The organism is Streptomyces sp. 8N114, assembly GCF_052245835.1.
GTDB lineage: Bacteria > Actinomycetota > Actinomycetes > Streptomycetales > Streptomycetaceae > Streptomyces.
Window position 1 is genome coordinate 1 of record NZ_JBQQBT010000008.1, and the last position, 22681, is coordinate 22681.

Genomic DNA, 22681 nt, shown 5'->3' on the forward strand with positions numbered 1-22681 from the left:
CTTGAGCGAGTAAGGCTCCCTGGAGATGACGGGGTTGATAGGCCGGGTCTGGAAGCACGGTAACGTGTGGAGGTGACCGGTACTAATAGGCCGAGGGCTTGTCCGTAGATGCTCGCGTCCACTGTGTTGGTTCTGAGACAACAACCGCACTTCAATTGAAGAGTGTGCTTGTTCGCTAAGAGACTCCAGGACCCGGATCTGTTGATCCGGTGATTCCTGAACAGAGTTTCGGTGGTCATAGCGTGAGGGAAACGCCCGGTTACATTCCGAACCCGGAAGCTAAGCCTTACAGCGCCGATGGTACTGCATGCGGGAGCGTGTGGGAGAGTAGGACACCGCCGAACAATTCTTGAGAAAAGGCCCTGTTGGCGTGAGCCAACAGGGCCTTTTCGTGTTTTTCGTGCCCAATCGCGTCTCTTTTCTCCGCCCACCGGCGACCCCGTGCACGCTGGGTGAGCGGCGCCGGGTAGGGTCAGGGGGTAGCGTCGGCACGGTTACTCAGGAGGCCCACGGGTGGAGGTCCAGGAGACGCGGGTCCAGACGGATCGGGTCCTCACCATCCCGAACATCCTCAGCATGGCCCGCCTGGTCGGTGTGCCGGTGTTCCTATGGCTGATTCTCTGGCCCGAGTTCGGTGGTCCGAACTGTGATCTGTGGGCGCTGCTCGTGCTGGCTGCGAGCGGAGTGACCGACTACCTCGACGGCAAACTGGCCCGTCGGTGGAATCAGGTCAGCAGCCTCGGCCGTATTCTCGACCCGGCCGCGGACCGGTTGTACATCCTCTCCACTCTTGTGGGCCTGACCTGGCGGGAGATTCTGCCGCTCTGGCTCACCATCACTCTGCTGGCCCGCGAACTGCTGCTGCTGGTCATGGTGTGGATCCTGGACCGTCACGGCTATGCGCCGCCGCAGGTCAACTTCCTGGGCAAGGCTGCGACCTTCAACCTGATGTATGCCTTCCCGCTGCTGTTGCTCAGTGACGGAAGTGGCTGGGTCTCGTCACTCGCAGCGATTTTCGGATGGGCCTTCGCAGGTTGGGGTACTGCTCTCTATTGGTGGGCAGGGATCCTCTATGTGGTCCAGGTTCGCCGTCTGATCAGGGCGGACACCGAGAAGACCGACTGATACCCGCCTCTCCTCGCTCCGGGGGCCGGTTGCCCTGATTGTGCCTTTGTAGGTCATCCTGGAGGGGTCATGGTCGGGATGACCGTCGTCTGTACGAGGAGGACGCTTCCGATATGAAGGCCGTCGTGATGGCTGGCGGCGAAGGCACGCGCCTTCGGCCGATGACCGCGAGCATGCCCAAGCCACTCCTGCCGGTGGTGAACAAGCCGATCATGGAGCACGTGCTGAGGCTGCTCAAGCGTCACGGGCTCACCGAGACCGTCGTGACCGTGCAATTCCTGGCCTCGCTGGTCAAGAATTACTTCGGTGACGGTGAGGAGCTCGGCATGGAGCTCACCTACGCCAACGAAGAGAAGCCACTGGGTACGGCCGGCAGCGTCAAGAACGCCGAGGAAGCCCTGCGGGACGACGCATTTCTCGTCATCTCCGGCGACGCTCTCACCGACTTCGACCTCACCGACCTCATCCGCTTTCACCGGGAACGCGGGGCGATGGTCACCGTCTGTCTGACCCGGGTGCCGAATCCGCTGGAATTCGGTATCACCATCGTGGACGAGGACGGCAAGGTCGAAAGGTTCCTGGAGAAGCCGACCTGGGGACAGGTCTTCTCGGACACGGTGAACACCGGCATTTATGTGATGGAGCCCGAGGTCTTCGATTATGTCGAACCCGATGTGCCCGTCGACTGGTCCGGTGATGTCTTCCCGCAACTTATGAAGGAAGGCAAGCCGATCTACGGCTATATTGCTGAGGGGTACTGGGAGGACGTCGGCACCCACGAGAGTTATGTGAAGGCACAGGCGGATGTACTCGAGGGCAAGGTCGACGCGGAGCGGGACGGCTTCGAGATCTCGCCCGGTGTCTGGGTCGCCGAGGGCGCCGAGGTGCATCCCGACGCCGTACTGCGTGGCCCTCTCTACATCGGTGACTACGCGAAGGTCGAGGCGGGCTCGGAGATCCGTGAGCACTCAGTCATCGGCTCGAACGTCGTCGTCAAGAGCGGTGCCTTCCTGCACCGTGCCGTCGTGCACGACAACGTCTACATCGGTCCGCAGAGCAATCTGCGGGGCTGCGTCATCGGTAAGAACACCGACATCATGCGGGCGTCGCGGATCGAGGACGGTGCTGTCGTCGGCGACGAGTGCTTGATCGGCGAAGAATCGATCGTCCAGGGGAACGTCCGTATCTACCCCTTCAAGACGATCGAGGCCGGCGCATTCGTCAACACGTCCGTCATCTGGGAGTCCCGCGGGCAGGCGCATCTGTTCGGTGCTCGTGGCGTCTCCGGGATCCTGAACGTGGAGATCACGCCGGAGCTGGCGGTACGGCTGGCGGGCGCGTATGCGACGACGCTCAAGAAGGGCTCCACCGTCTGTACCGCCCGCGACCACTCGCGAGGCGCGCGTGCCCTCAAGCGGGCGATCATCTCCGCGCTGCAGGCCAGCGCGATCGACGTACGGGATCTGGAGAACGTGCCGCTTCCGGTTGCCCGGCAGCAGACGGCGCGGGGCAGTGCTGGCGGCATCATGATCCGGACGACGCCCGGGGTTCCGGACTCCGTGGACATCATGTTCTTCGACGAGCGGGGAGCCGACCTCTCCCAGGCTGGGCAGCGCAAGCTCGACCGGGTCTATGCGCGGCAGGAGTACCGCCGCGCCTTCCCCGGTGAGATCGGTGACCTCAGCTTCCCCTCCAGCGTCTACGACTCGTACACGGGCTCGCTGCTGCGCGCCGTGGACACCACCGGGGTCGCGGAGTCGGGCCTGAAGGTCGTGGTCGACGCCTCCAACGGCAGCGCGGGGCTGGTGTTGCCGAGCCTGTTGGGCCGGCTGGGCGTGGACGCGCTGACGATCAACCCGGGCCTGGACGAGTCGCGACCGACGGAGTCGGCGGAGAGCCGGCGCGCCGGGCTGGTGCGGCTCGGGGAGATCGTCGCGTCGGCCCGCGCGGCGTTCGGGGTGCGTTTCGACCCGGTGGGAGAGCGCATCTCGCTGGTGGACGAGCACGGCAGGATCGTGGAGGACGACCGGGCGCTGCTGGTGATGCTCGACCTGGTCGCGGCCGAGCGGCGCAGCGGCCGGGTGGCGCTGCCGGTTACCACGACCCGGATCGCCGAGCAGGTCGCCGCCTACCACGGCACGCAGGTCGAGTGGACCACGACGTCTCCCGACGACCTCACCCGCGTCAGCAGGGACGACGACGCCACCGTCTTCGGTGGTGACGGCAGAGGCGGATTCATCGTCCCGGAGTTCAGTTCGGTCTTCGACGGTGCGGCTGCGTTCGTGCGGCTCATCGGTCTCGTTGCGCGTACGCAGTTGACGCTCAGTCAGATCGACGCGCGTATCCCGCGGGCCCATGTGAGCCGGCGGGACCTGGCAACGCCGTGGGCGGTCAAGGGCCTTGTGATGCGTACGGTCGTGGAGGCGGCGGGGGAGCGGTCCGTCGACACCACCGACGGGGTGCGTGTGGTCGAGTCCGACGGCCGCTGGGTGATGGTGCTGCCCGACCCGGCGGAGGCCGTCACGCACCTGTGGGCGGAGGGGCCCGACGAGGCATCCGCGCAGGCACTGCTGGACGAGTGGGCGGCAGTGGTCGACAGCGCGGGCCACTGAGTGCCGCGGCGGGGCTCGCCCTTCTCGAAGGGCAAGTCCCGCCGTACGGAACAGGGGTGGGTGCGTTCGGCGGCACGGGCCTCGACGTGCGACGATGTGCGGCATGTCGCAGCAGCACCCCACTCGGAGCACCCCGGCGCGGACCCCGCGGCCCGACGCTTCCATGTCGCTGCTGACCAATGCGATGGAGCACAGCCTCGACGACGGCTACGCGGAAGCCGCCGCCCGGCGGGGCGAGGTGGGCCGCTCGAGGATGCCCCGCACGCTGCGGGCCAAGGTGGGGCTGGCGGTAGGGCTGGTGCTGGCGGCCCTGGTGGTGACTGTGGGTGCCGCCCAGGCGCAGATCTCCGCGCCGAGCGTCGCCAAGGAGAAGCAGGAGCTCATCGAGCGGATCGAGTCCGGCGGTCAACGGGCCGACGAGCTTCAGGGGGACGTGGACAAGCTGCGGACCTCGGTGGAGCGTCAGCAGCGGAAGGCTCTGCAGAAGCACGGTGACGAGCGGGGCAGGACCACGGCCCTGCTCTCCGGCGCCACCGCCGTCGAGGGCCCCGGCCTCAAGCTCGTGGTGGACGACGCCGAGGACGCCGAGTCCGGCGACGGCGACGGGCCCCGTAAGACCGACGGGTTCTCCGACACGGGCCGGATCCGCGACCGCGATCTTCAGCGGGTCGTCAACGGACTGTGGGCGGCCGGCGCCGAAGCCGTCTCGATCAACGGCCAGCGCCTGACGTCACGGTCCGCCATCCGCGCGGCGGGTGACGCGATCCTGGTCGACAACAAGCCGCTGGTTCCGCCGTACAGGCTGCTGGCGATCGGTCCCGGGCAGCAGTTCTCGCGGACCTTCCAGGACAGTGTCGACGGCCAGTACCTGTACGTTCTGCACAAGGACTACGGTGCCAGAACCAGCATTTCCGTCCAGGACAAGGTGCGGCTGCCTGCTGCGCCGAGTCTGATTCTGAGAACAGCGAAACCTGTGCGGACAGGGAAGGGCAGCACATCGTGATCGCCGTACTGGGCCTCGTCGTGGGAGTCGTGGCCGGACTTGTCGTCCGGCCCGTGGTGCCGCTGGCGGTCGAACCGTATCTGCCCATCGCCGTCGTCGCCGCGCTGGACGCGGTCTTCGGCGGCCTTCGCGCCATGCTGGACGGCATCTTCGACGACAAGGTCTTCGTGGTCTCGTTCCTCTCCAACGTGGTGGTGGCCGCGCTGATCGTCTTCCTGGGCGACAAGCTCGGGGTGGGTGCCCAGCTGTCCACCGGTGTGGTCGTCGTTCTGGGTATCCGGATCTTCTCCAACGCAGCCGCCATCCGTCGGCACGTGTTCAGGGCGTGAGGTCGATGAGTGACGACAGCAACGACAACAGGCCGAAGAACGGCAGCTGGCCGGAGAATGCCAGCGAGCCGCAGCGCGAGCTTCCGCCGGAGCGCGAACTCCCCCAGGAGCAGCCGGAGACGACGGGCACGCAGGGTGAGAACAGCGGCCCGCAGCTGACGGGGCGGCAACGGCTCGCCAAGGCCGTATGGCCCCCACGGGTGACGCGCGCCCAACTCATCGTCGCGCTTCTGCTTTTCGTCCTCGGCCTCGGGCTGGCGATCCAGGTGCGCTCCACCAGTGAGAACAGCGCGCTGCGCGGTGCCCGGCGTGAGGACCTGGTCCGCATCCTCGACGAGCTCGACGACCGCACCAAACGGCTGGAGGACGAGAAGCGGAAGCTGGACGGGCAGCGCACTCAGCTGGAGACTTCCTCGGACCAGGCCGAGGAGGCGCGTAAGCAGACCAAGGAGAAGGAGGCCCAGCTCGGTGTGCTCGCCGGTACGGTGGCGGCCGAGGGGCCCGGTATCCATATGACGATCAAGGACCGGGCCGGAGCGGCGGATTCCGACACGCTGCTGGACGCGGTTCAGGAACTGCGGGCCGCCGGCGCCGAGGCCATGCAGGTCAACGGTGTGCGGGTGGTGGCCGGCACGCATTTCACCGACAGCGGCGGCGGGGTCGACGTCGACGGGCATAGGATCGACCAGCCTTACCGTTTCGAGGTCATCGGCAAGCCCGCCGATCTGGAACCGGCGCTCAACATTCCCGGCGGCGTTGTGCAGACGCTGAAGAACAAGCAGGCCACAGTGGATGTGACCCGCTCGGGGAAGATCACCGTGGACGCCTTGCGACAGGCGAAGCGGCCTGACTACGCTCGGTCGTCATCGCGCTGAGATGGTGATAGGAGTTTCAGGGGGTCGGCGGGCAAGTTGGGCACCGCGTGGTGGAAACTGTCTACGGGCCACGGACGTTATTACAGCGTCAAGAGTGGCCAGTGAGAGCATCGAGGGTCTGTCCTGCCCCACGGGCGGGTCTGTTTCGTGCGAGGGGAATCGCCCGTGAGTTTTTTTGCGAAGTTGTTCGGCAAGGGCCGTCGGGGCGGCGACACGGGTACCGCACGGCACCGTGCTCCCCAAGGCGCGGAGATGACCGGAGGCGCGCCGGAGGGCAGCACCGAGCGCCCGCTGTTCCGTGACGAGGTGGCCGGACCCGGAGGGGACAATTCGGGTGGTCGCGGCGCGGTTTCTGTTGACCCTGGTACTCAGGGGCGCATAGGTTCCCAGGCACCGCCAACCTCAAATACGGGTGGAGGTTCTGCCTTGCCGGTGTGTAACAGGTGTGGAGCCCGCGTCGCGGAAGCGAGCCGGTTCTGCTCCAACTGCGGTGCTCCTCTGCGGGGCGGCGCGCCTGCGGAAGGGGCGTCCGAGACGACGTCCACGATCTCCATCTCCGGTCTGGAGGCGTACGACTCCGAGACCACCGGCCAGCATGCCTCTCCGGTGCTGCCGCCCGAAGCGCAGGCCGCCGTCGACGCCCTGCCCATGGGCTCGGCGCTGCTGATCGTGCGGCGTGGTCCCAACTCGGGCAGCCGGTTCCTGCTCGACGGTGATCTGACCACCGCCGGGCGCCACCCGGAGAGCGACATCTTCCTGGACGACGTGACCGTCTCCCGCCGCCACGTCGAGTTCCGGCGCGGCCCCGACGGCACCTTCACGGTTTCCGACGTCGGCAGCCTGAACGGCACCTACGTCAACCGCGAGCGGATCGAGGCCGGAGTGCCGCTCGGGAACGGCGATGAGGTGCAGATCGGGAAGTACCGGCTGGTCTTCTTCGCGAGCCAGCGCACCTACTGACAGCCCCGGCAGGGAGGCTCATGCTGCACACGCCGTCCGGCGGTGCCCGTGCGGGCACCGCCGCCGGGCAGAAGAGCGGTCCGATGAGTATCGGCGCCGTCCTTGAGGCACTCCGTGCGGAGTTTCCCGAGATCACCGTCTCCAAGATCCGCTTTCTGGAGGCGGAGGGGCTGGTCGAGCCGGCGCGCTCCCCGTCGGGGTACCGGAAGTTCCGGGCCGAGGACGTCGAGCGGTTGAGCTATGTGCTGCGGATGCAGCGGGATCACTATCTGCCGCTGAAGGTCATCAGGGAGCATCTGGAAGCGTTCGGCGAGGGTGCTCCCTACCCGGCCCTGCCGATGGTTCCGCCTCGTGACCCCGAGGAGCCGAACGTGGCGGCGTCGGTCCCTGCCGTCCGTACCGGACGCAAGGAACTGCTCGGGCTCGTCGGTGCCCAGGAGCAGGAACTGGCCGAGTGGGAGGAGTACGGGCTGCTCGGCCCCGCCGAGGACGGTACCTACCGGCTGACCGATGTGACCGTGGCCCAGCTGGTGGCGGAGCTCGGCCGTTACGGAGTGGCGGCACGCCATCTACGCGCCGTGAAAGCCGCCGCCGACCGCCAGCTGGATCTCGTCGAGCAGCTTGTCGCGCCCCTTCGGCACCATCCGGACCAGCGGACCAGAACGCACGCCGAGACCACGGCGGACGAACTCACGAACCTCTCCGTGCGGCTCTACGGGGCCTTTGTGGAGTCCGCGGTACGAGCGGCCCGCACGCGGGGTGACTGAATCAGCACACGGATGCCGGTGCCGGACGGCTGCCCGACTACCCAAACAGGCGCAGCACGGCCTAGGGTTGCTGTGTGAATGAGCTCGACGTCGTGGGTGTCCGGGTGGAAATGCCCACCAACCAACCGATCGTGCTCCTGCGAGAAGTGGGAGGCGACCGCTACCTCCCCATCTGGATCGGCCCCGGGGAGGCGACCGCGATCGCCTTCGCTCAGCAGGGCATGACCCCCGCACGCCCACTCACCCATGACCTGTTCAAGGACGTCCTGGAAGCAGTGGGTCAGGAGCTGACCGCGGTCCGCATCGTGGACCTGCGGGAAGGCGTGTTCTATGCGGAGCTTGTCTTCGCCAGTGGCGTGGAAGTCAGTGCCCGTCCGTCAGACGCCATAGCGCTCGCACTGCGCACCGGTACGCCGATCTACGGCAGTGACGGTGTGCTGGACGACGCGGGGATCGCGATCCCGGACGAGCAGGAGGACGAGGTGGAGAAGTTCCGCGAGTTCCTCGACCAGATCTCTCCGGAGGACTTCGGCACCAGCAGCCAGTGACGCTCTGCCGTCAGCCGCCCCCGGACCGGGCACTTCCGGCCGGAGGCAGGGAAGTGGTGTGTGGTGCTGCCTGCCGGGGTGGCCATCCGGCCAGCCATTCCCCGGTTGTGGGCACGCGAAACCACCCTCTGGGGCATTATCACTCGCCGTGCCGAGTGTGGCGATCGTTGACGCACTCGGAGTGACTGCCTACCTTCATGTGGGCAGGTTCCGGGGGTAACCCGGGATGTGAAGGACGGAGGTCGGCGTGACAAGCACCGGCAGCGAAGGTACGGCGGCTGGCGACTCGTCCCTACCTGACGGCCCGCCCCCGGCTTCCGGCCGGGAGGTGCCCGCAGATCGGCCGTCCCCCGCACCGCCCCCCGGACTGCTGCCGGGCGGCGTCTCAGGGCCGGCGGCCGACACCCCGGCCGAGCAGGTCGGCTATCGCGGTCCGACCGCCTGCTCCGCGGCCGGGATCACCTACCGGCAGCTCGACTACTGGGCCCGCACCGGCCTGGTCGAGCCCAGCATCCGCCCCGCCTACGGTTCGGGCACCCAGCGCCTCTACAGCTTTCAGGACATCGTCGTCCTCAAGATCGTCAAGCGGCTGCTGGACACCGGCGTATCGCTCCAGAACATTCGCGCAGCCGTACGGCATCTGCGGTCCAGGGGCCGGACCGATCTGGCGCGGATGACGTTGATGAGCGACGGGGCCACGGTCTACGAATGCTCTTCGCCCGACGAGGTGGTGGACCTCCTGCAGGGGGGCCAGGGCGTCTTCGGTATCGCCGTCGGTGTCGTCTGGAAGGACGTCGAGGGTGCTCTCTCCCAGCTGCACGGAGAGCGCGTCGACACCGGCGAGACGCTGGTCAGGGACCATCCGGAGGACGAGCTGGCCCGCCGCCGCAATCGGGCGGGATAGTCGGGCGTCGAGGCTCAGGCCGCCAATGTTGCCGCCGAAACCTGTTGCCGGTGATTGTGCTCCCCCAGCCTCCGGCCGGTGGTGCCCCCGTTGCGGTGCGCGCTGACCGGATTGTCAGTGGGATGCGGCAGCATCGGAAGGTGTGAGGACCCAGCCGACCATCCTGCATCTGGACATGGATGCCTTCTTCGCTGCTGTGGAGCAGGCGTCGAAGCCCAGTCTGCGCGGGAAGCCGGTCGTGGTCGGCGGCCTCGGGCCGCGCGGGGTGGTCTCGACGGCCTCGTACGAGGCCAGGCGCTTCGGGGTGCACTCGGCGATGCCCACGGCGCAGGCCAGGCGGCTGGCGCCGAACGCGGCGTATCTGGGCGCGCGCTTCGGGCTCTACCGTGCGGTCAGCGAGGTCGTGATGGAGCTGCTGCACCAACTGTCGCCACTGGTGGAGCCCCTGAGCCTCGACGAGGCGTTCGTGGACCTGGAGGCCGGGGAGGCGCTGGGAGGGACGCAGGGCGGCGCCGAGGGGGCGCAACAGGTCGGTGAGCGGCTGCGGCGGGACATCAGAGCGGCGACGGGACTGACCGGCTCGGTGGGGCTGGCGGGATCGAAGATGCTGGCCAAGATCGCCTCGGAGCAGGCGAAGCCGGACGGCCTGGTGCTCATCCCGGTGGGCACCGAGCGCGAGATGCTGGCACCGCTGTCGGTGCGGACGCTGCCCGGGGTGGGGCCCGCCACGGCGGAGGTGCTGCGTAAGGCCGGGATCACCACTGTCGGAGAGATCGCGGAGGCGGGTGAGGACGAGCTGCTGCGGCTGCTCGGGAAGGCACACGGGGCCTCGGTCCATGCGATGGCTCACGGCATCGACGACCGTCCGGTGGTGGCCGAGCGGGACGCCAAGTCGGTCTCCGTCGAGGACACCTACGACGTGGACCTCACCGACCGCACCCGGGTGCGGCTGGAGCTGGAGCGGCTCGCCGAGCGCTGTGTGACCCGGCTGCGCGCGGCCGGGCGGTCCGGACGCACCGTGGTCATCAAGGTACGCAGCTACGACTTCTCGACCCTCACCAGATCCGACACGCTGCGCGGGCCCACCGACGACCTGGGTGTCGTCAAGGAGGCTGCGCTGCGGCTGCTGGACGGGGTGGACACCACGGCCGGGGTGCGGCTGCTGGGAGTGGGGGTCAGCGGGCTCGCCGACTTCACGCAGGAGGACCTGTTCGCGCAGGCCCAGGCCGCGCTGAGCCAGGAGCACGAACCGGCCGACAGAGACCAACCCGAAGGCGGGGCGGGAGCGGCGGAAGCCGAAGGCAGTCCGGTGGAGGCCGAGAGGAGACCGGCGGGTGCCGAGGGGCCGGTGCGGACGGCCCGCGCGGCGATGGAAGCGGGCGCCGCCGCCGAGGAGCCAGGCGCGGCCGTGCCCGCCGACCGGCGATGGATCCCCGGCCGGGACGTGTGCCATGCCGAGTACGGCAGAGGCTGGGTGCAGGGCAGCGGCGTCGGGAAGGTCACCGTCCGCTTCGAGGAACCGGACACTCCGCCCGGCCGGGTGCGGACCTTCTCCGTCGACGACCCGGATCTGGAGCCCGCCGAGCCGAGAATGCTGGACGCGGACATCGCCCGGGCGCTCGCGGCTCAGTCCCCGGCGCCGGCGATCCGCCCGAAATCGCGGTCCGGGGGCGTGGGCGCCTCGTCGCCTGCCGGGACGTCGAGCCCGTAGTGGCGGTAGAGCTGGAGCTCCTGCTGCGGGGAGAGGTGACGGCCGACGCCGAAGTCGGGGGCTTCCTTGATCAGGGCGCGCTCGAACGGGACACGCAGCCCGGTCTCGTCCAGGCTGGAGGGCTCCAGCGGCACGAAGGCGTCGCGGCTGAAGATGCCGGTGCGCAGCGCCGCCCACTCCGGTTCGCCCGTGGCGTCGTCGAGATACACCTCGTCGACCGTACCGATCTTTACGCCCTCGCTGTCGAACGCCTTGCGGCCGATCAGGCTCCGGGGATCTATGTAGGTCTGCACGGGTCTCCTCCCACGGGGTCGCAACGTGCTGTTCACGCTCGTAGTCACCACGAAACGGCACTTTTCGACTGTTGGCTACTTGAGCGCACTCCGGGTTACCACTCAAGGGGGCGCTGATACGCTCAAGGTGGCTGTCGACCCCGTGCGGGAGAGTCCTCCGGTGAACTTTCCGGAGGCGCCGAAGGAGCAACTCCTCCCCGGAATCTCTCAGGCCCACGTACCGCGCGGACGAGGTCACTCTGGAAAGCAGGGCGGGCCCGGACCAGCGCCGAAGCCCCTCCTCACCGACGGTGTAAGCCGAGGCCCCGCACCTGGGCGGCTCGGTGAAACTCTCAGGTCGAGATGACAGAGGGGGAGGCCGTCCGGGCACCCGTAAAGGTGCCCCTCGCAGGTCGCACAGACCAGGAGGCCCCCGCAGATGACTTCCCACCGGACCCCGCTCTCCGCACTGGAGAACGGCACTCCCTTCGAGAGCCGCCATATCGGACCCGACGCCGGCGCGCAGGCCAAGATGCTTGCGCAGGTCGGCTACGGGTCGCTCGACGAGCTGACCGCAGCGGCGGTGCCCGACGTGATCAGAAGCACCGAGCGGCTGGAGCTGCCCGACGCGCGGAGCGAGGCGGAGGTGCTGGCCGAGCTGCGCTCCCTCGCGCAGCGCAACCAGGTGCTGCACTCCATGATCGGTCTGGGCTACTACGGCACTGTCACACCGCCGGTGATCCTGCGCAACGTCATGGAGAACCCCGCCTGGTACACCGCGTACACGCCCTACCAGCCGGAGATCTCCCAGGGCCGGCTGGAGGCGCTGCTCAACTTCCAGACCGTCGTCTCCGATCTGACCGGGCTGCCCACCGCCGGTGCATCGCTGCTGGACGAGCCCACGGCCGCCGCCGAGGCGATGGCGCTCTCGCGCCGGGTCGGCAAGGCCGGCAAGAGCGGCGGCACCTTCCTGGTCGACGCCGACTGTCTGCCGCAGACCGTCGCGGTGCTGCGGACCCGCGCCGAGCCCACCGGGGTGGAGATCCTGGTTGCCGACCTGAGCGACGGTATCCCCGACGAGCTGGCCGAGCGCGGCGGCATCTTCGGCGTGCTGCTCCAGTACCCCGGAGCCTCCGGTGCGGTGCGCGATCTGCGCCCGGTGATCGAGCGGGCGCACGAACTGGGCGCGGTCGTCACCGTCGCGGCCGACCTGCTGGCGCTCACCCTGCTGACCTCGCCCGGCGAGCTGGGTGCGGACATCGCTGTCGGCTCCAGCCAGCGCTTCGGCGTGCCGATGGGCTTCGGCGGGCCGCACGCGGGCTACATGTCCGTCCGCGACAAGTTCGCCCGCAGCCTGCCCGGACGGCTCGTCGGCGTCTCCAAGGACGCGGACGGCGAGCAGGCGTACCGCCTCGCCCTGCAAACCCGTGAGCAGCACATCCGCCGCGAGAAGGCCACCAGCAACATCTGCACCGCGCAGGTGTTGCTCGCCGTGATGGCCGGGATGTACGCCGCTTACCACGGGCCCGACGGGCTGGCCGCCATCGCCCGCCGTACCCACCGCTACGCGGCGCTGCTCGCCGCCGGGCTGCGGGACGGCGGCGTCGAGGTCCTGCACGAGCGGTTCTTCGACACGGTCACCGCGCGCGTGCCGGGCCGCGCGGCCGAGATCACCGGGCGGGCCCGCGAGGCCGGGATCAACCTGCGGCAGGTGGACGCCGACCACATCGGCATCGCCTGCGACGAGACCACCGGGCGCGAGCAGCTCGCCGCCGTGTGGCAGGCGTTCGGGGTGGCCGCGCCCGGCGACCTGGACGCGCTGGACGCCGCGACCGACCAGGCACTCCCCGGTGACCTGCTGCGCAGCGACGAGTACCTCGCGCACCCGGTCTTCCACGAGCACCGCTCCGAGACGGCGATGCTGCGTTATCTGCGCCGCCTCGCCGACCGGGACTACGCGCTGGACCGCGGAATGATCCCGCTCGGCTCCTGCACGATGAAGCTCAACGCCACCACCGAGATGGAGCCGGTCACCTGGCCGGAATTCGGCGCCCTGCACCCCTTCGCGCCCGCCGAGCAGGCCGAGGGCTATCTGACGCTGATCCGCGAACTGGAGGAGCGGCTGGCGGAGGTCACCGGCTACGACAAGGTCTCGCTCCAGCCGAACGCGGGCTCCCAGGGTGAGCTGGCGGGACTGCTGGCCGTACGCGCCTACCACCGCGCCAACGGCGAGGCACAGCGCACCGTCTGCCTCATCCCGTCCTCGGCGCACGGCACCAACGCGGCCAGCGCCGTCATGGCGGGAATGAAGGTCGTCGTCGTCAAGACCAGCGACAACGGTGACGTGGACGTGGCCGACCTGCACGCCAAGATCGAGCAGCACGGCGACGAGCTGGCCGTGCTGATGGTCACCTACCCCTCGACGCACGGCGTGTTCGAGGAGCACATCACCGAGGTCTGCGCCGCCGTGCACGACGCGGGCGGCCAGGTGTACGTGGACGGCGCCAATCTCAACGCGCTGCTGGGGCTGGCCCGGCCCGGCCGCTTCGGTGCCGACGTCTCGCACCTCAACCTGCACAAGACGTTCTGCATCCCGCACGGCGGGGGCGGCCCCGGCGTCGGCCCGATCGGCGTACGGGAGCATCTGGCGCCGTATCTGCCCAACCACCCGCTTCAGCCCGCCGCCGGGCCGGAGACGGGCATCGGCCCGGTCTCCGGTGCGCCGTGGGGCTCGGCCGGGATCCTGCCGATCTCATGGGCGTACGTGCGGCTGATGGGCGCCGAGGGGCTGCGCAAGGCGACGCAGGTGGCGGTGTTGAGCGCCAACTACATCGCCAAGCGGCTCGAGCCGCACTACCCCGTGCTCTACACGGGCCCGAACGGGCTGGTGGCGCACGAGTGCATCATCGACGTACGGCCGCTGACCAAGCAGACGGGCGTGAGCATCGACGACGTCGCCAAGCGGTTGATCGACTACGGCTTCCACGCGCCGACGATGTCCTTCCCCGTCGCCGGGACGCTGATGATCGAGCCGACGGAGAGCGAGGATCTGACCGAGGTCGACCGGTTCTGCGAGGCGATGATCGCCATCCGTGCGGAGATCGAGAAGGTCGGTACGGGGGAGTGGGACGCGGAGGACAACCCGCTGCGCAACGCCCCGCACACCGCCGCCATGCTCGGCCGCGAGTGGGAGCAGGGCTACGGGCGCGAGGAGGCCGTCTTCCCGGCCGGCGTGCGGCCGTCCGACAAGTACTGGCCGCCGGTACGCCGGATCGACGGCGCCTACGGTGACCGCAACCTCGTCTGCTCCTGCCCGCCGATCGCGGAGTACGACGCGGCGTAGTTCGGGGCCGAACGCTGAGGTGGAGCCTGTCGCGCATGCCGCCGGACTCTGTGGTCGGTGGTTGCTCGCCGTCGCGGCGGACAAAGTTCTGGGGCTGTGCCCCCAGCCCCCTGCCGGATACGGCGCGAGGGCTGGGGGCACAGCCCCCGCGCATTGTCCAGCAGCGCCTGGGGGCACCTCCCGGCCGGAGGCTGGGGGCGCGCAACCACGATGGCGTGGGTCCGGCGGTCCGGCGATCCGGTCAGCGTCGCGTTCGGCTGCCCCGCACCCGCGTGCTAGGCGGCGGTGATGACGTGGCGGATGCCGAGCGGCTTGTGCGGGGCGATGATCTGACCGTCCGGCAGCAGCTCTCCCGTGTCCTCGAAGAGCAGAACTCCGTTGCAGAGCAGGCTCCAGCCCTGCTCCGGGTGGTGGGCCACGGGCTGCGCGGCCTCCCTGTCTGCTGAATCCGCTGTCGGGCACGGTGGCTGGTGCTGGCACATTGTCGGTGTCGTCTTCCGTCGTGTTGTGGCGTTTGTCCTGCGGCTCTTGTTCTGCATGGCCGTTCCCCCCGTAATCACGTACGTGCGTACGTTCCGGTCCATCTCACAGTGTTCCGCTGCTGGCTCGAATCCGCAGGGATTTCGCGTCAGCGCCTACCCAACCGCTCAGACGCATCACCCTGGCGGGCGGTTGCGCCCAACTGCCCGGCTATTTCGGGGGGTTCGGGTAATCGGGAAGACTAGCCCATCCGGAGGGGCGTACAGCAGCGCAGGTGACGCCGTAGGACAGAAGCCGGTTCACGCGGGCGTACGCAGCAGCGAAGCCACCTGCGGATCCGTCGCGGGGTCCGTTCCGGGCGCCACTGTCGTAGCCGCGGAAGCCATCAGCCTGCGGGTCAGGACGGGCAGCAGCGCGTCCACGCGGTGCGGGGTGTGCGGGGCGATGCCGGGCGGCGCGGGGGCCAGCGGGATCAGCAGGTCGGCCGGGTCCGGTACGCCACCGCACGGGTCGGCCGCGACGTCGGCGTGCAGCCACAGGGTGAGCATGTACAGCTCCGGTACCGACAGCAGGCGCGGCTGGTACGGGGTCGGCAGCAGCTCGGCCTGCCGCATCGCCCGCACCGTCGAGAGGACGTAGGGGCCCTGTCGGAACTGTCCGAACGTCCAGCCGTCCGCGGTCAGTACCGCCTCCGCGGTGCCGACGTACGCCCCGCCCTGGGCCGCATCACCGCCGGAGCCGCCGACGCCGGCCTCGGCTCCCTCGTCGGAGAGGAGGAAGCGCCAGCCGGTCAGCCGGGTGCGCGGCGAGGTGTCCGCGGGGTCGCCGGTGCGTGCGGCGGAGCGTCCGGAGGCGCGCTCCACGGCGCGTTCGGCGGTGCGCGGCGCCACGCGCGCCATCTCGTACGCCGGAAGCGGGAGTTCGGGACGCAGGGGGCCCTGAGCGGTGCGCAGTGCCATGGGGGCTCGGGAGCCTCGGACCGCGCTCGGGGAGCCGAGAGCGGTCAGGACACTGCGCAGGGCTGGAGCCGGGGCCGAGGATACGTGCAGCGGCATGGCGGGTCGCCTCTCTTGGGAGACACATGGTGCTGGCGGGGGCGCGACGGCTGTGTCGGCGCGGGGATGGCCGCGGAAGCGGCTGGGAGGGGTCGACGGGGGCGGGCCGGGGTCGCCAAGTCTCTGCCTCGTTCGCGTAGTTTATACGAGATGTGTTCGAGAAGTGTTTCAGCTAACGTGCCCGGTTGTTTCCTGTAAGGCCATAACAGGTCGAATCGGCGGCCTTTTCACCTGCAGTGATGCCGAAGGTACGGCGATGACCTCGGATTCCGGAGGAAACGCGGTCGGCCTGATGGCGTCGGTGTTTTCCGGGGGAAGTGTGCCGCGGGGGCTGGACGCCGCCGTATGCCGTGGGAATGTGCCGTCCGGCATCCGCCAGCCTAGCGGCACTTACCTGCCGCGTCAGCCCTGCCAGGCGTTATCCGTAGCTCGGCAGGGCATCATCGGTGCACGCTCGGCCGGGGCCCCGGCAGCATCCACCAGCAGGGAGGAAGCCTCCGATGGGAGAGAAGGTCGTCGCCGACAGGTTCGACCTGTCCGACCGACGGCGGTACCGGCAGAAGCTGCACAAGTGCCTCGAGGGACTGTGGCAACTGCTGGAGGAGAAGAGGTTCGACCGGCCCAGGAATCTCATGGGGCTGGAGCTCGAGCTGAATCTCGCGGACGCCCAGGGCCAGCCGCTCATGGTGAATGCAGAGGTTCTCCGGCACATCGCGAGCTCGGATTTCCAGACAGAACTGGGGCAGTTCAATCTCGAAGTGAATATCGTGCCGCATGCGCTCTCCGGAAGAGTTCTCGATCAGCTCGCCGAAGAACTCCGCACCGGGCTGGCATACGCCGATCGGCAGGCCCGTGAGGTGGATGCGCGCATTGTCATGATCGGAACTCTCCCGACGCTCACGGCCCGTGATCTGACCCTGGCCAATCTCACCGAGGACGACCGTTATCGGCTGCTGAACGATCAGATCATGGCCGCGCGGGGCGAGGAGATCTCCCTCGACATCGACGGCGTCGAACATCTGGTGAGCACCTCGGAGTCGATAGCGCCGGAGTCCGCCTGCACCTCCGTACAACTCCACCTCCAGGTGACACCCGGACGGTTCGCCGACGTATGGAACGCCGCGCAGGCCATCAGCGGCGCGCAGATTGCCATGGGGGCCAATTCCCCGTTCCTGTTCGGGCAGGAACTGTGGCGTGAGTCGCGGGTCCCGCTCTTTCTCCAGGCCACCGACACGCGCCCGCCGGAGCTGAGTTCCCAGGGCGTGCGCCCGCGCACCTGGTTCGGGGAGCGCTGGATCTCTTCCGCGTACGACCTGTTCGAGGAGAACCTGCGCTACTTCCCCGCGCTGCTGCCGATCTGCGACGAGGAGGACACACAGCGGGTGCTGGCCGCAGGCGGGGTGCCCGGGCTGCCGGAGCTGACGCTGCACAACGGCACCATCTACCGCTGGAACCGGCCGGTGTACGGGGTGATGGAGGGCGCTCCGCATCTGCGGGTGGAGAACAGGGTGCTGCCGGCCGGCCCGACGGTGGCCGATGTGCTGGCCAACACCGCCTTCTACTACGGGCTGGTCCGCGCGCTGGCCGACGATCCGCGGCCGGTGTGGAACCGGATGCCGTTCGAGTACGCCGAGCGGAACTTCGACGCGGCGTGCCGGTACGGGATCGAGGCCGAGCTGTGGTGGCCGCGCTCGGGCCGGGGCACCGGGCTGGTACGGCAGCCCGCCACCCGGCTGGTGCGCAACGAACTGCTGCCGTTGGCTGCCGCCGGGCTCGACGCGTGGGGGGTGGAGCCCGCGGACCGCGACCGGTATCTCTCGGTCATCGAGGAGCGGTGTCGGCGCCGGGTCAACGGCGCCTCCTGGCAGGTGGCGGCCTATCGCCGTGCGGTCGAGTCCGGCCTCGACCGGGAGAAGGCGTTGGCTGCCGTTACTCGCGCCTACTGTGACCGTGCGGCGGATGGTGCCCCGGTGCATGGCTGGGCCGAGGGGCCGTAGGCGGACGTTGCGGCGCCCCTCGGTTCCGGTGAGGGGCGCCTCTGCCTGTCGCTTGCGAGCTGCGGGTTTGTTGCGGCTGGGCGCGCAGTTCCCCGCGCCCCTGACGGGGCGCAGCCCCCATGCCGGGTGCGCGGAGTCGTCGGGCAAGCTGTGGCTCTAGCGTGAGGGGGTGGCGATGGGACAGGAGGGAACGGGATGGTTACGGCGTTCACAGCTGGAGGGTCGAGTGCGCGTACAGGCGCCTGAGGTGGCGGCCTCCGCCGACGGGCTGCCGCGGCAGTCGCTCCGTACCGAGCTGCTGCTTGTGCTCGCCCTCTCGCTGGGGGCCAGCGCCGTCTCGTCGCTGATCAGTTTCATCGGCGCGCTGACGAGGCCGGGCGGGCTGGCGGACCAGGCGGCGCGGCTCAACTCCTCGCAGGCGCCCGGGCGGCCGTGGCTCGATCTGGCCTGGCAGCTGTTCGGGATCGCGACCGCGCTGGTGCCCGTGGCGCTGGTCGCGCACCTCTTGGCCCGCGAGGGCGCGGGCGGGCTGCGGGTGCTGGGCTTCGACCGCCGTCGGCCCGCCTTCGACCTGGGCTGGGGCGCCGCGGTGGCGGCGGGGATCGGCGGCTGCGGGATCGGGTTCTATCTGCTGGCGCAGTCCGGCGGCTTCAACCTCACCGTGGAGCCGGAGTCGCTGCCCGGCGTGTGGTGGAAGTACCCGGTGCTGATCCTGTCCGCCGTGCAGAACTCAGTGCTGGAGGAGGTGATCGTCGTCGGCTATCTGCTGCGCCGGCTCGATCAGCTCGGCTGGACGCCGCTCGCCTCGCTCTCCGCCAGCGCCGTACTGCGCGGCTCGTACCACCTCTACCAGGGCATCGGGGGCTTCTTCGGCAACCTGGCGATGGGCCTCGTCTTCGGCGTCCTCTATCGGCGTTGGGGGCGTGTGGGTCCGCTGGTGGCGGCTCACGCGCTGATCGACATCGTCGCCTTCGTCGGGTACGCGCTGCTCGCGGGACGCGTGGACTGGCTGCCCACGCCCTGACGCGGACGTGGACGCGGGCAGCCGTGGACGCGGGCAGGCGGTGCGCCGGTGGCTACAGCTGCGTACGCAGCGCCGCGTCCAGCACGGTGATGGCCTGGCCGCCCAGCAGGGTGCGGTCGCCGCGCAGTGTGGTGCGGACATAGCCGGTGCGCCGCGACGCCTGAAGGCCCGTCAGGGTGTCGCGGTCGAGCCGGCGTGACCACAGCGGGGCGAGCGCGGTGTGCGCGCTGCCGGTGACGGGGTCCTCCGGGATGCCCTGGGAGGGGGCGAACACCCGGGAGACGAAGTCGTGTCCCGGCTCGCCCGACGCGGAGCCCGACGAGGATGCCGCTGCGGCCGTCACCACCACGACCGGCGCCGGGAGCGCGGCCACGTCGGCGGGTGCGGGGGCCAGCTCACGCAGCGTCTTCTCGTCGGCGAGCTCCAGCACCAGCATTCCCAGCGTGCCGGTGTCCCAGGCGGCCACAGCGTCGGTACCGAACGCCTGCCGGACGCCGTCCGGCACCGGCACCGGTGTCAGCTCGGCGGTGGGGAAGTCCAGGGTGAGCGTGCCGTCCGGCTCGCGGGAGGCGCTGAGCACTCCGCTGCGAGTACGGAAGCGCACCCGCTCGCCCTCGCCGAGCAGGCCGTCGTCGGCGAGTACGTGCGCGGTGGCAAGCGTGGCGTGGCCGCACATGTCCACCTCCGTCGTCGGCGTGAACCAGCGCAGCGCCCAGTCGGCTTCCGGGTCGTCGGGGAGGGGGTGTGCGTAGGCGGTCTCGGAAAGGTTCAGCTCCCCGGCGAGGGCCTGGAGGCGGGAGTCCTCCGGGAAGGCGTTCGCGTCCAGGAGCACGACAGCGGCGGGGTTGCCGGTGTAGGGGGCGGCGGCGAAGGCGTCAACGGTGCGGAGTCTCATGGCCTGGACAGTACGGCCTCGGAGTGGATCTGTGCATGGCCAATTCGCGGCAGGTGGCTCGGGAATCGCGCGGGTGGCTCGGTGCGGCGGCGAGAGAAGCGGGGGGCGAGGTGGTGAACGGGCGGGCGCGGGGGCCAATTCGTCGCGTGTTGGCCAATTCGGCCCGTGCGGTCGATCCGGCGCGAGCGGTCGATCCGGCGCCTGCGGACCGGCTCAGCACCGCTCGTGGACGTACCCGTCCTCCCCCTCGGGCCGGACGTCCAGGTCCCGTCGGACGACGGAGAGCCGTTTGCCCCACGTACGGCAGGCCGCCGCCAGCCCCTTGGCCGTGTACTCGACATCCAGCACGCGGTCGTCGTACGCCTTCGCGTACTGTCCACACTCCTTGTACTGCCCGCACTCCTCGGTCACCGCGAAGTCGAACCCCATCGTGGTACGCCGCGCCAGCAGTTCCTGGGCGTTCTTCTGTCCGGCTGCCAGCCCGCTCCGGTGGGCGCGTCGGGTCAGCAGGGCGGCGAACGCCACGTTGTCGGCCTCGGTGAGGCGCCCGCCGGAGCGCTCGTAGGAGTCGAGGTTGTCCAGTTCGACGGCCTGGAACCCCTTCTTGGCGCAGCCGTCGATCCAGCGTCCGACGAGACGGGCGAGCGCCTTGCGGTGTGCGGCCGTGGAGGTGTCGAGCAGCGCCTCGTTCCAGTCGGTGTCCATCACCGGTTTGCCGCTCTTGTTGCGCAGCACCAGCTCGGGGTGGTGCCGCTGCCACCGCTCCAGCGCTTCGGGCTGGGCCTGGAAGCCGTTGACGTAGCAGATGCTGTAGTGCCCGGAAGCGGGGGAGTGTCCGCGGTCCCGGGAGACCACCCGCACCCCGTCGGGCGGCGGGTAGGCGCCGCCGATCTGGTAGTCGAAGCCCGCGTGCACCGGCGGCGGAGTGGGCCGGGCCGCCGTCGAGGTGCGGTCGCGGCCCGAGGTACCGCCGCCCGGACCTGCGCCGCACCCGGCGAGGGAGGCCACCGCGAGGAGTGCGGCGACCAGCACCGGGACCCGGCGGCTGCAGGCCGACGAGGCGGCGGCGCTCTTCATGGGGGCGGCTCCTGACGCTGTGTGGGACGGCGCGGGCCGCCGTGCCGTGCTCAGCGTACGGAGATCGCCGCGCGGCTCAGCCGGTGGGCTGCGTGGGACCCCTCCAGATCACCGGCCCCGGCCCCGGTAACGGTCCCTGCAACGGAAACGAGAGAGGCCGGCTCGGCGCTTTCGGTGCCGAGCCGGCCTCTCCGGTGGTGCGTCCCTCGGCTGCCGGCCCTTCCGTGTCGACGGGGCCGGCGGGCCGACGTGGCCGGTCAGTCCGTGCCGGACTCCATCGCGGCGCGGTCCAGCAGTTCGTCGTCACCGGAGATCTCACCGCGGGAGGCGATGGCCTCGGCGCCGCCCTCCGGCATGGCGCCGATCAGCCCGGTCGCGGCAGCCTGGGCGGCACCGATGGCTGTGTCGGCGGTGCCGATCAGGCCGAGCCCGGCGTACTGCTCCAGCTTGGCCCGCGAGTCGGCGATGTCGAGGTTGCGCATCGTGAGCTGGCCGATCCGGTCCACCGGGCCGAACGCCGAGTCCTCGGTGCGCTCCATCGACAGCTTGTCCGGGTGGTAGCTGAACGCCGGGCCTGTGGTGTCCAGGATCGAGTAGTCCTCACCACGCCGCAGCCGCAGCGTCACCTCGCCGGTGACCGCCGCACCGACCCAGCGCTGGAGCGACTCGCGCACCATCAGCGCCTGCGGGTCCAGCCAGCGGCCCTCGTACATCAGCCGGCCGAGGCGCCGCCCCTCGTTGTGGTACTGCGCGAGGGTGTCCTCGTTGTGGATCGCGTTGACCAGGCGCTCGTACGCCGCGTGCAGCAGGGCCATGCCGGGTGCCTCGTAGATGCCGCGGCTCTTGGCCTCGATGATCCGGTTCTCGATCTGGTCCGACATGCCCATGCCGTGCCGGCCGCCGATGGCGTTCGCCTCCATCACCAGGTCGACGGAGGAGGCGAACTCCTTGCCGTTGATCGTCACCGGACGGCCCTGGTCGAAGCCGATCGTCACGTCCTCGGTGGCGATCTCGACCGAGGGGTCCCAGAACCGCACGCCCATGATCGGCTGCACGGTCTCCACGCCGGTGTCCAGGTGCTCCAGCGTCTTGGCCTCGTGGGTGGCGCCCCAGATGTTGGCGTCGGTGGAGTACGCCTTCTCCGTGCTGTCGCGGTAGGGCAGGTCGTGGGCGAGCAGCCACTCCGACATTTCCTTACGGCCGCCGAGCTCGGTCACGAAGTCCGAGTCCAGCCACGGCTTGTAGATCCGCAGCTGCGGGTTGGCGAGCAGGCCGTACCGGTAGAACCGCTCGATGTCGTTGCCCTTGAAGGTCGAGCCGTCGCCCCAGATCTGGACGTTGTCCTCGAGCATCGCCCGGACCAGGAGGGTGCCGGTGACCGCGCGGCCGAGCGGCGTGGTGTTGAAGTAGGCGCGCCCGCCCGAGCGGATGTGGAACGCCCCGCAGGTGAGCGCGGCCAGGCCCTCCTCGACCAGCGCCGCGCGACAGTCGACCAGGCGTGAGATCTCGGCGCCGTAGGTCTTCGCACGGCCGGGCACCGAGGCGATGTCGGGCTCGTCGTACTGGCCGATGTCGGCGGTGTAGGTGCACGGGATGGCGCCCTTGTCGCGCATCCACGCGACCGCGACGGAGGTGTCGAGGCCGCCCGAGAAGGCGATGCCGACGCGCTCGCCGGCGGGAAGGGAGGTGAGGACCTTAGACATA

19 protein-coding genes, 2 rRNA genes and 1 riboswitch are annotated in these 22681 nt (G+C 69.6%); of the genes, 15 read left to right on the plus strand and 6 right to left on the minus strand.

The features are described 5' to 3' along the window. The 12 genes from ACTWQF_RS18510 to ACTWQF_RS18565 form a co-directional block, all read left to right on the plus strand. A 23S ribosomal RNA gene (locus tag ACTWQF_RS18510) occupies positions 1 to 106 on the plus strand; the annotation flags it as partial. A gap of 121 nt (positions 107 to 227) precedes the next feature. After that, positions 228 to 344: ribosomal RNA gene (rrf, locus tag ACTWQF_RS18515) — 5S ribosomal RNA — on the plus strand. Between the two features lie 169 nt (positions 345 to 513). Next, entirely contained in the window at positions 514 to 1125 is a 612-nt protein-coding gene (locus ACTWQF_RS18520) for a CDP-alcohol phosphatidyltransferase family protein (RefSeq protein WP_443280558.1), read from the plus strand. 113 nt (positions 1126 to 1238) lie between these two features. Beyond that, a complete protein-coding gene (locus tag ACTWQF_RS18525) occupies positions 1239 to 3737 on the plus strand; it encodes a sugar phosphate nucleotidyltransferase (RefSeq protein WP_443280560.1) in 2499 nt (832 codons plus the stop codon). A 103-nt stretch (positions 3738 to 3840) separates the two neighbouring features. After that, positions 3841 to 4740: a DUF881 domain-containing protein gene (locus ACTWQF_RS18530; protein WP_443280562.1), complete on the plus strand. Its 900-nt coding sequence runs from the start codon at positions 3841 to 3843 to the stop codon at positions 4738 to 4740. Then, complete coding sequence (locus tag ACTWQF_RS18535; protein WP_019358093.1) at positions 4737 to 5069, plus strand: small basic family protein; 333 nt, start codon at positions 4737 to 4739, stop codon at positions 5067 to 5069. The genes ACTWQF_RS18530 and ACTWQF_RS18535 overlap by 4 nt, the downstream gene beginning before the upstream one ends. Positions 5070 to 5074: 5 nt before the next feature. After that, the gene (locus tag ACTWQF_RS18540; protein WP_443280564.1) at positions 5075 to 5944 is read left to right on the plus strand and encodes a DUF881 domain-containing protein; all 870 of its coding nucleotides are present in this window, start codon (positions 5075 to 5077) and stop codon (positions 5942 to 5944) included. A gap of 432 nt (positions 5945 to 6376) precedes the next feature. Beyond that, positions 6377 to 6904 (plus strand): FHA domain-containing protein, encoded by a 528-nt coding sequence (locus ACTWQF_RS18545; RefSeq protein ID WP_443280566.1) that lies wholly within the window; start codon positions 6377 to 6379, stop codon positions 6902 to 6904. Between the two features lie 20 nt (positions 6905 to 6924). Then, on the plus strand, positions 6925 to 7671 hold the full coding sequence (gene ftsR / locus ACTWQF_RS18550; RefSeq protein ID WP_443280568.1) for a transcriptional regulator FtsR: 747 nt from the start codon (positions 6925 to 6927) through the stop codon (positions 7669 to 7671). 74 nt (positions 7672 to 7745) lie between these two features. Then, positions 7746 to 8219, plus strand: a complete 474-nt coding sequence (locus ACTWQF_RS18555) for a bifunctional nuclease family protein (protein WP_026004895.1) — start codon at positions 7746 to 7748, stop codon at positions 8217 to 8219. A gap of 247 nt (positions 8220 to 8466) precedes the next feature. After that, entirely contained in the window at positions 8467 to 9123 is a 657-nt protein-coding gene (locus ACTWQF_RS18560; RefSeq protein ID WP_443280571.1) for a MerR family transcriptional regulator, read from the plus strand. 142 nt (positions 9124 to 9265) lie between these two features. Next, on the plus strand, positions 9266 to 10834 hold the full coding sequence (locus ACTWQF_RS18565) for a DNA polymerase IV (RefSeq protein WP_443280572.1): 1569 nt from the start codon (positions 9266 to 9268) through the stop codon (positions 10832 to 10834). Here ACTWQF_RS18565 and ACTWQF_RS18570 read toward each other — a convergent pair. Further along, positions 10750 to 11127 (minus strand): PRC-barrel domain-containing protein, encoded by a 378-nt coding sequence (locus tag ACTWQF_RS18570; protein ID WP_443280574.1) that lies wholly within the window; start codon positions 11125 to 11127, stop codon positions 10750 to 10752. The genes ACTWQF_RS18565 and ACTWQF_RS18570 overlap by 85 nt on opposite strands. A 135-nt stretch (positions 11128 to 11262) precedes the next feature. After that, positions 11263 to 11360, plus strand: a riboswitch (glycine riboswitch). Positions 11361 to 11545: 185 nt separating this feature from the next. On the opposite strand from ACTWQF_RS18570, the gene gcvP reads away from it, so the two are divergent. Then, a complete protein-coding gene (gcvP, locus tag ACTWQF_RS18575; protein WP_443280576.1) occupies positions 11546 to 14449 on the plus strand; it encodes an aminomethyl-transferring glycine dehydrogenase in 2904 nt (967 codons plus the stop codon). 275 nt (positions 14450 to 14724) lie between these two features. On the opposite strand, the gene ACTWQF_RS18580 is transcribed toward gcvP, so the two are convergent. Both ACTWQF_RS18580 and ACTWQF_RS18585 read right to left on the minus strand, forming a co-directional pair. Then, positions 14725 to 14931, minus strand: coding sequence for a DUF5999 family protein (locus tag ACTWQF_RS18580; protein WP_443280962.1), 207 nt, complete (start codon positions 14929 to 14931; stop codon positions 14725 to 14727). A gap of 297 nt (positions 14932 to 15228) precedes the next feature. Further along, complete coding sequence (locus ACTWQF_RS18585) at positions 15229 to 15984, minus strand: hypothetical protein (RefSeq protein WP_443280578.1); 756 nt, start codon at positions 15982 to 15984, stop codon at positions 15229 to 15231. A gap of 500 nt (positions 15985 to 16484) precedes the next feature. Between ACTWQF_RS18585 and ACTWQF_RS18590 the strand changes: the two genes are divergently transcribed. Both ACTWQF_RS18590 and ACTWQF_RS18595 read left to right on the plus strand, forming a co-directional pair. Next, a complete protein-coding gene (locus tag ACTWQF_RS18590; RefSeq protein ID WP_443280580.1) occupies positions 16485 to 17981 on the plus strand; it encodes a glutamate--cysteine ligase in 1497 nt (498 codons plus the stop codon). A 226-nt stretch (positions 17982 to 18207) separates the two neighbouring features. Further along, positions 18208 to 19005 carry a CPBP family intramembrane glutamic endopeptidase gene (locus ACTWQF_RS18595; protein WP_443280582.1) on the plus strand — a complete coding sequence of 266 codons (798 nt, stop codon included), beginning with the start codon at positions 18208 to 18210 and terminating at the stop codon, positions 19003 to 19005. A 52-nt stretch (positions 19006 to 19057) separates the two neighbouring features. Here ACTWQF_RS18595 and ACTWQF_RS18600 read toward each other — a convergent pair whose 3' ends face one another. The 3 genes from ACTWQF_RS18600 to argG form a co-directional block, all read right to left on the minus strand. After that, the gene (locus ACTWQF_RS18600) at positions 19058 to 19900 is read right to left on the minus strand and encodes a PhzF family phenazine biosynthesis protein (RefSeq protein WP_443280584.1); all 843 of its coding nucleotides are present in this window, start codon (positions 19898 to 19900) and stop codon (positions 19058 to 19060) included. A gap of 213 nt (positions 19901 to 20113) precedes the next feature. Next, entirely contained in the window at positions 20114 to 20977 is an 864-nt protein-coding gene (locus ACTWQF_RS18605; RefSeq protein ID WP_443280586.1) for an endo alpha-1,4 polygalactosaminidase, read from the minus strand. Positions 20978 to 21234: 257 nt separating this feature from the next. Further along, entirely contained in the window at positions 21235 to 22680 is a 1446-nt protein-coding gene (argG, locus tag ACTWQF_RS18610; RefSeq protein ID WP_443280587.1) for an argininosuccinate synthase, read from the minus strand. Between the last annotated feature and the right edge of the window lies 1 nt (position 22681).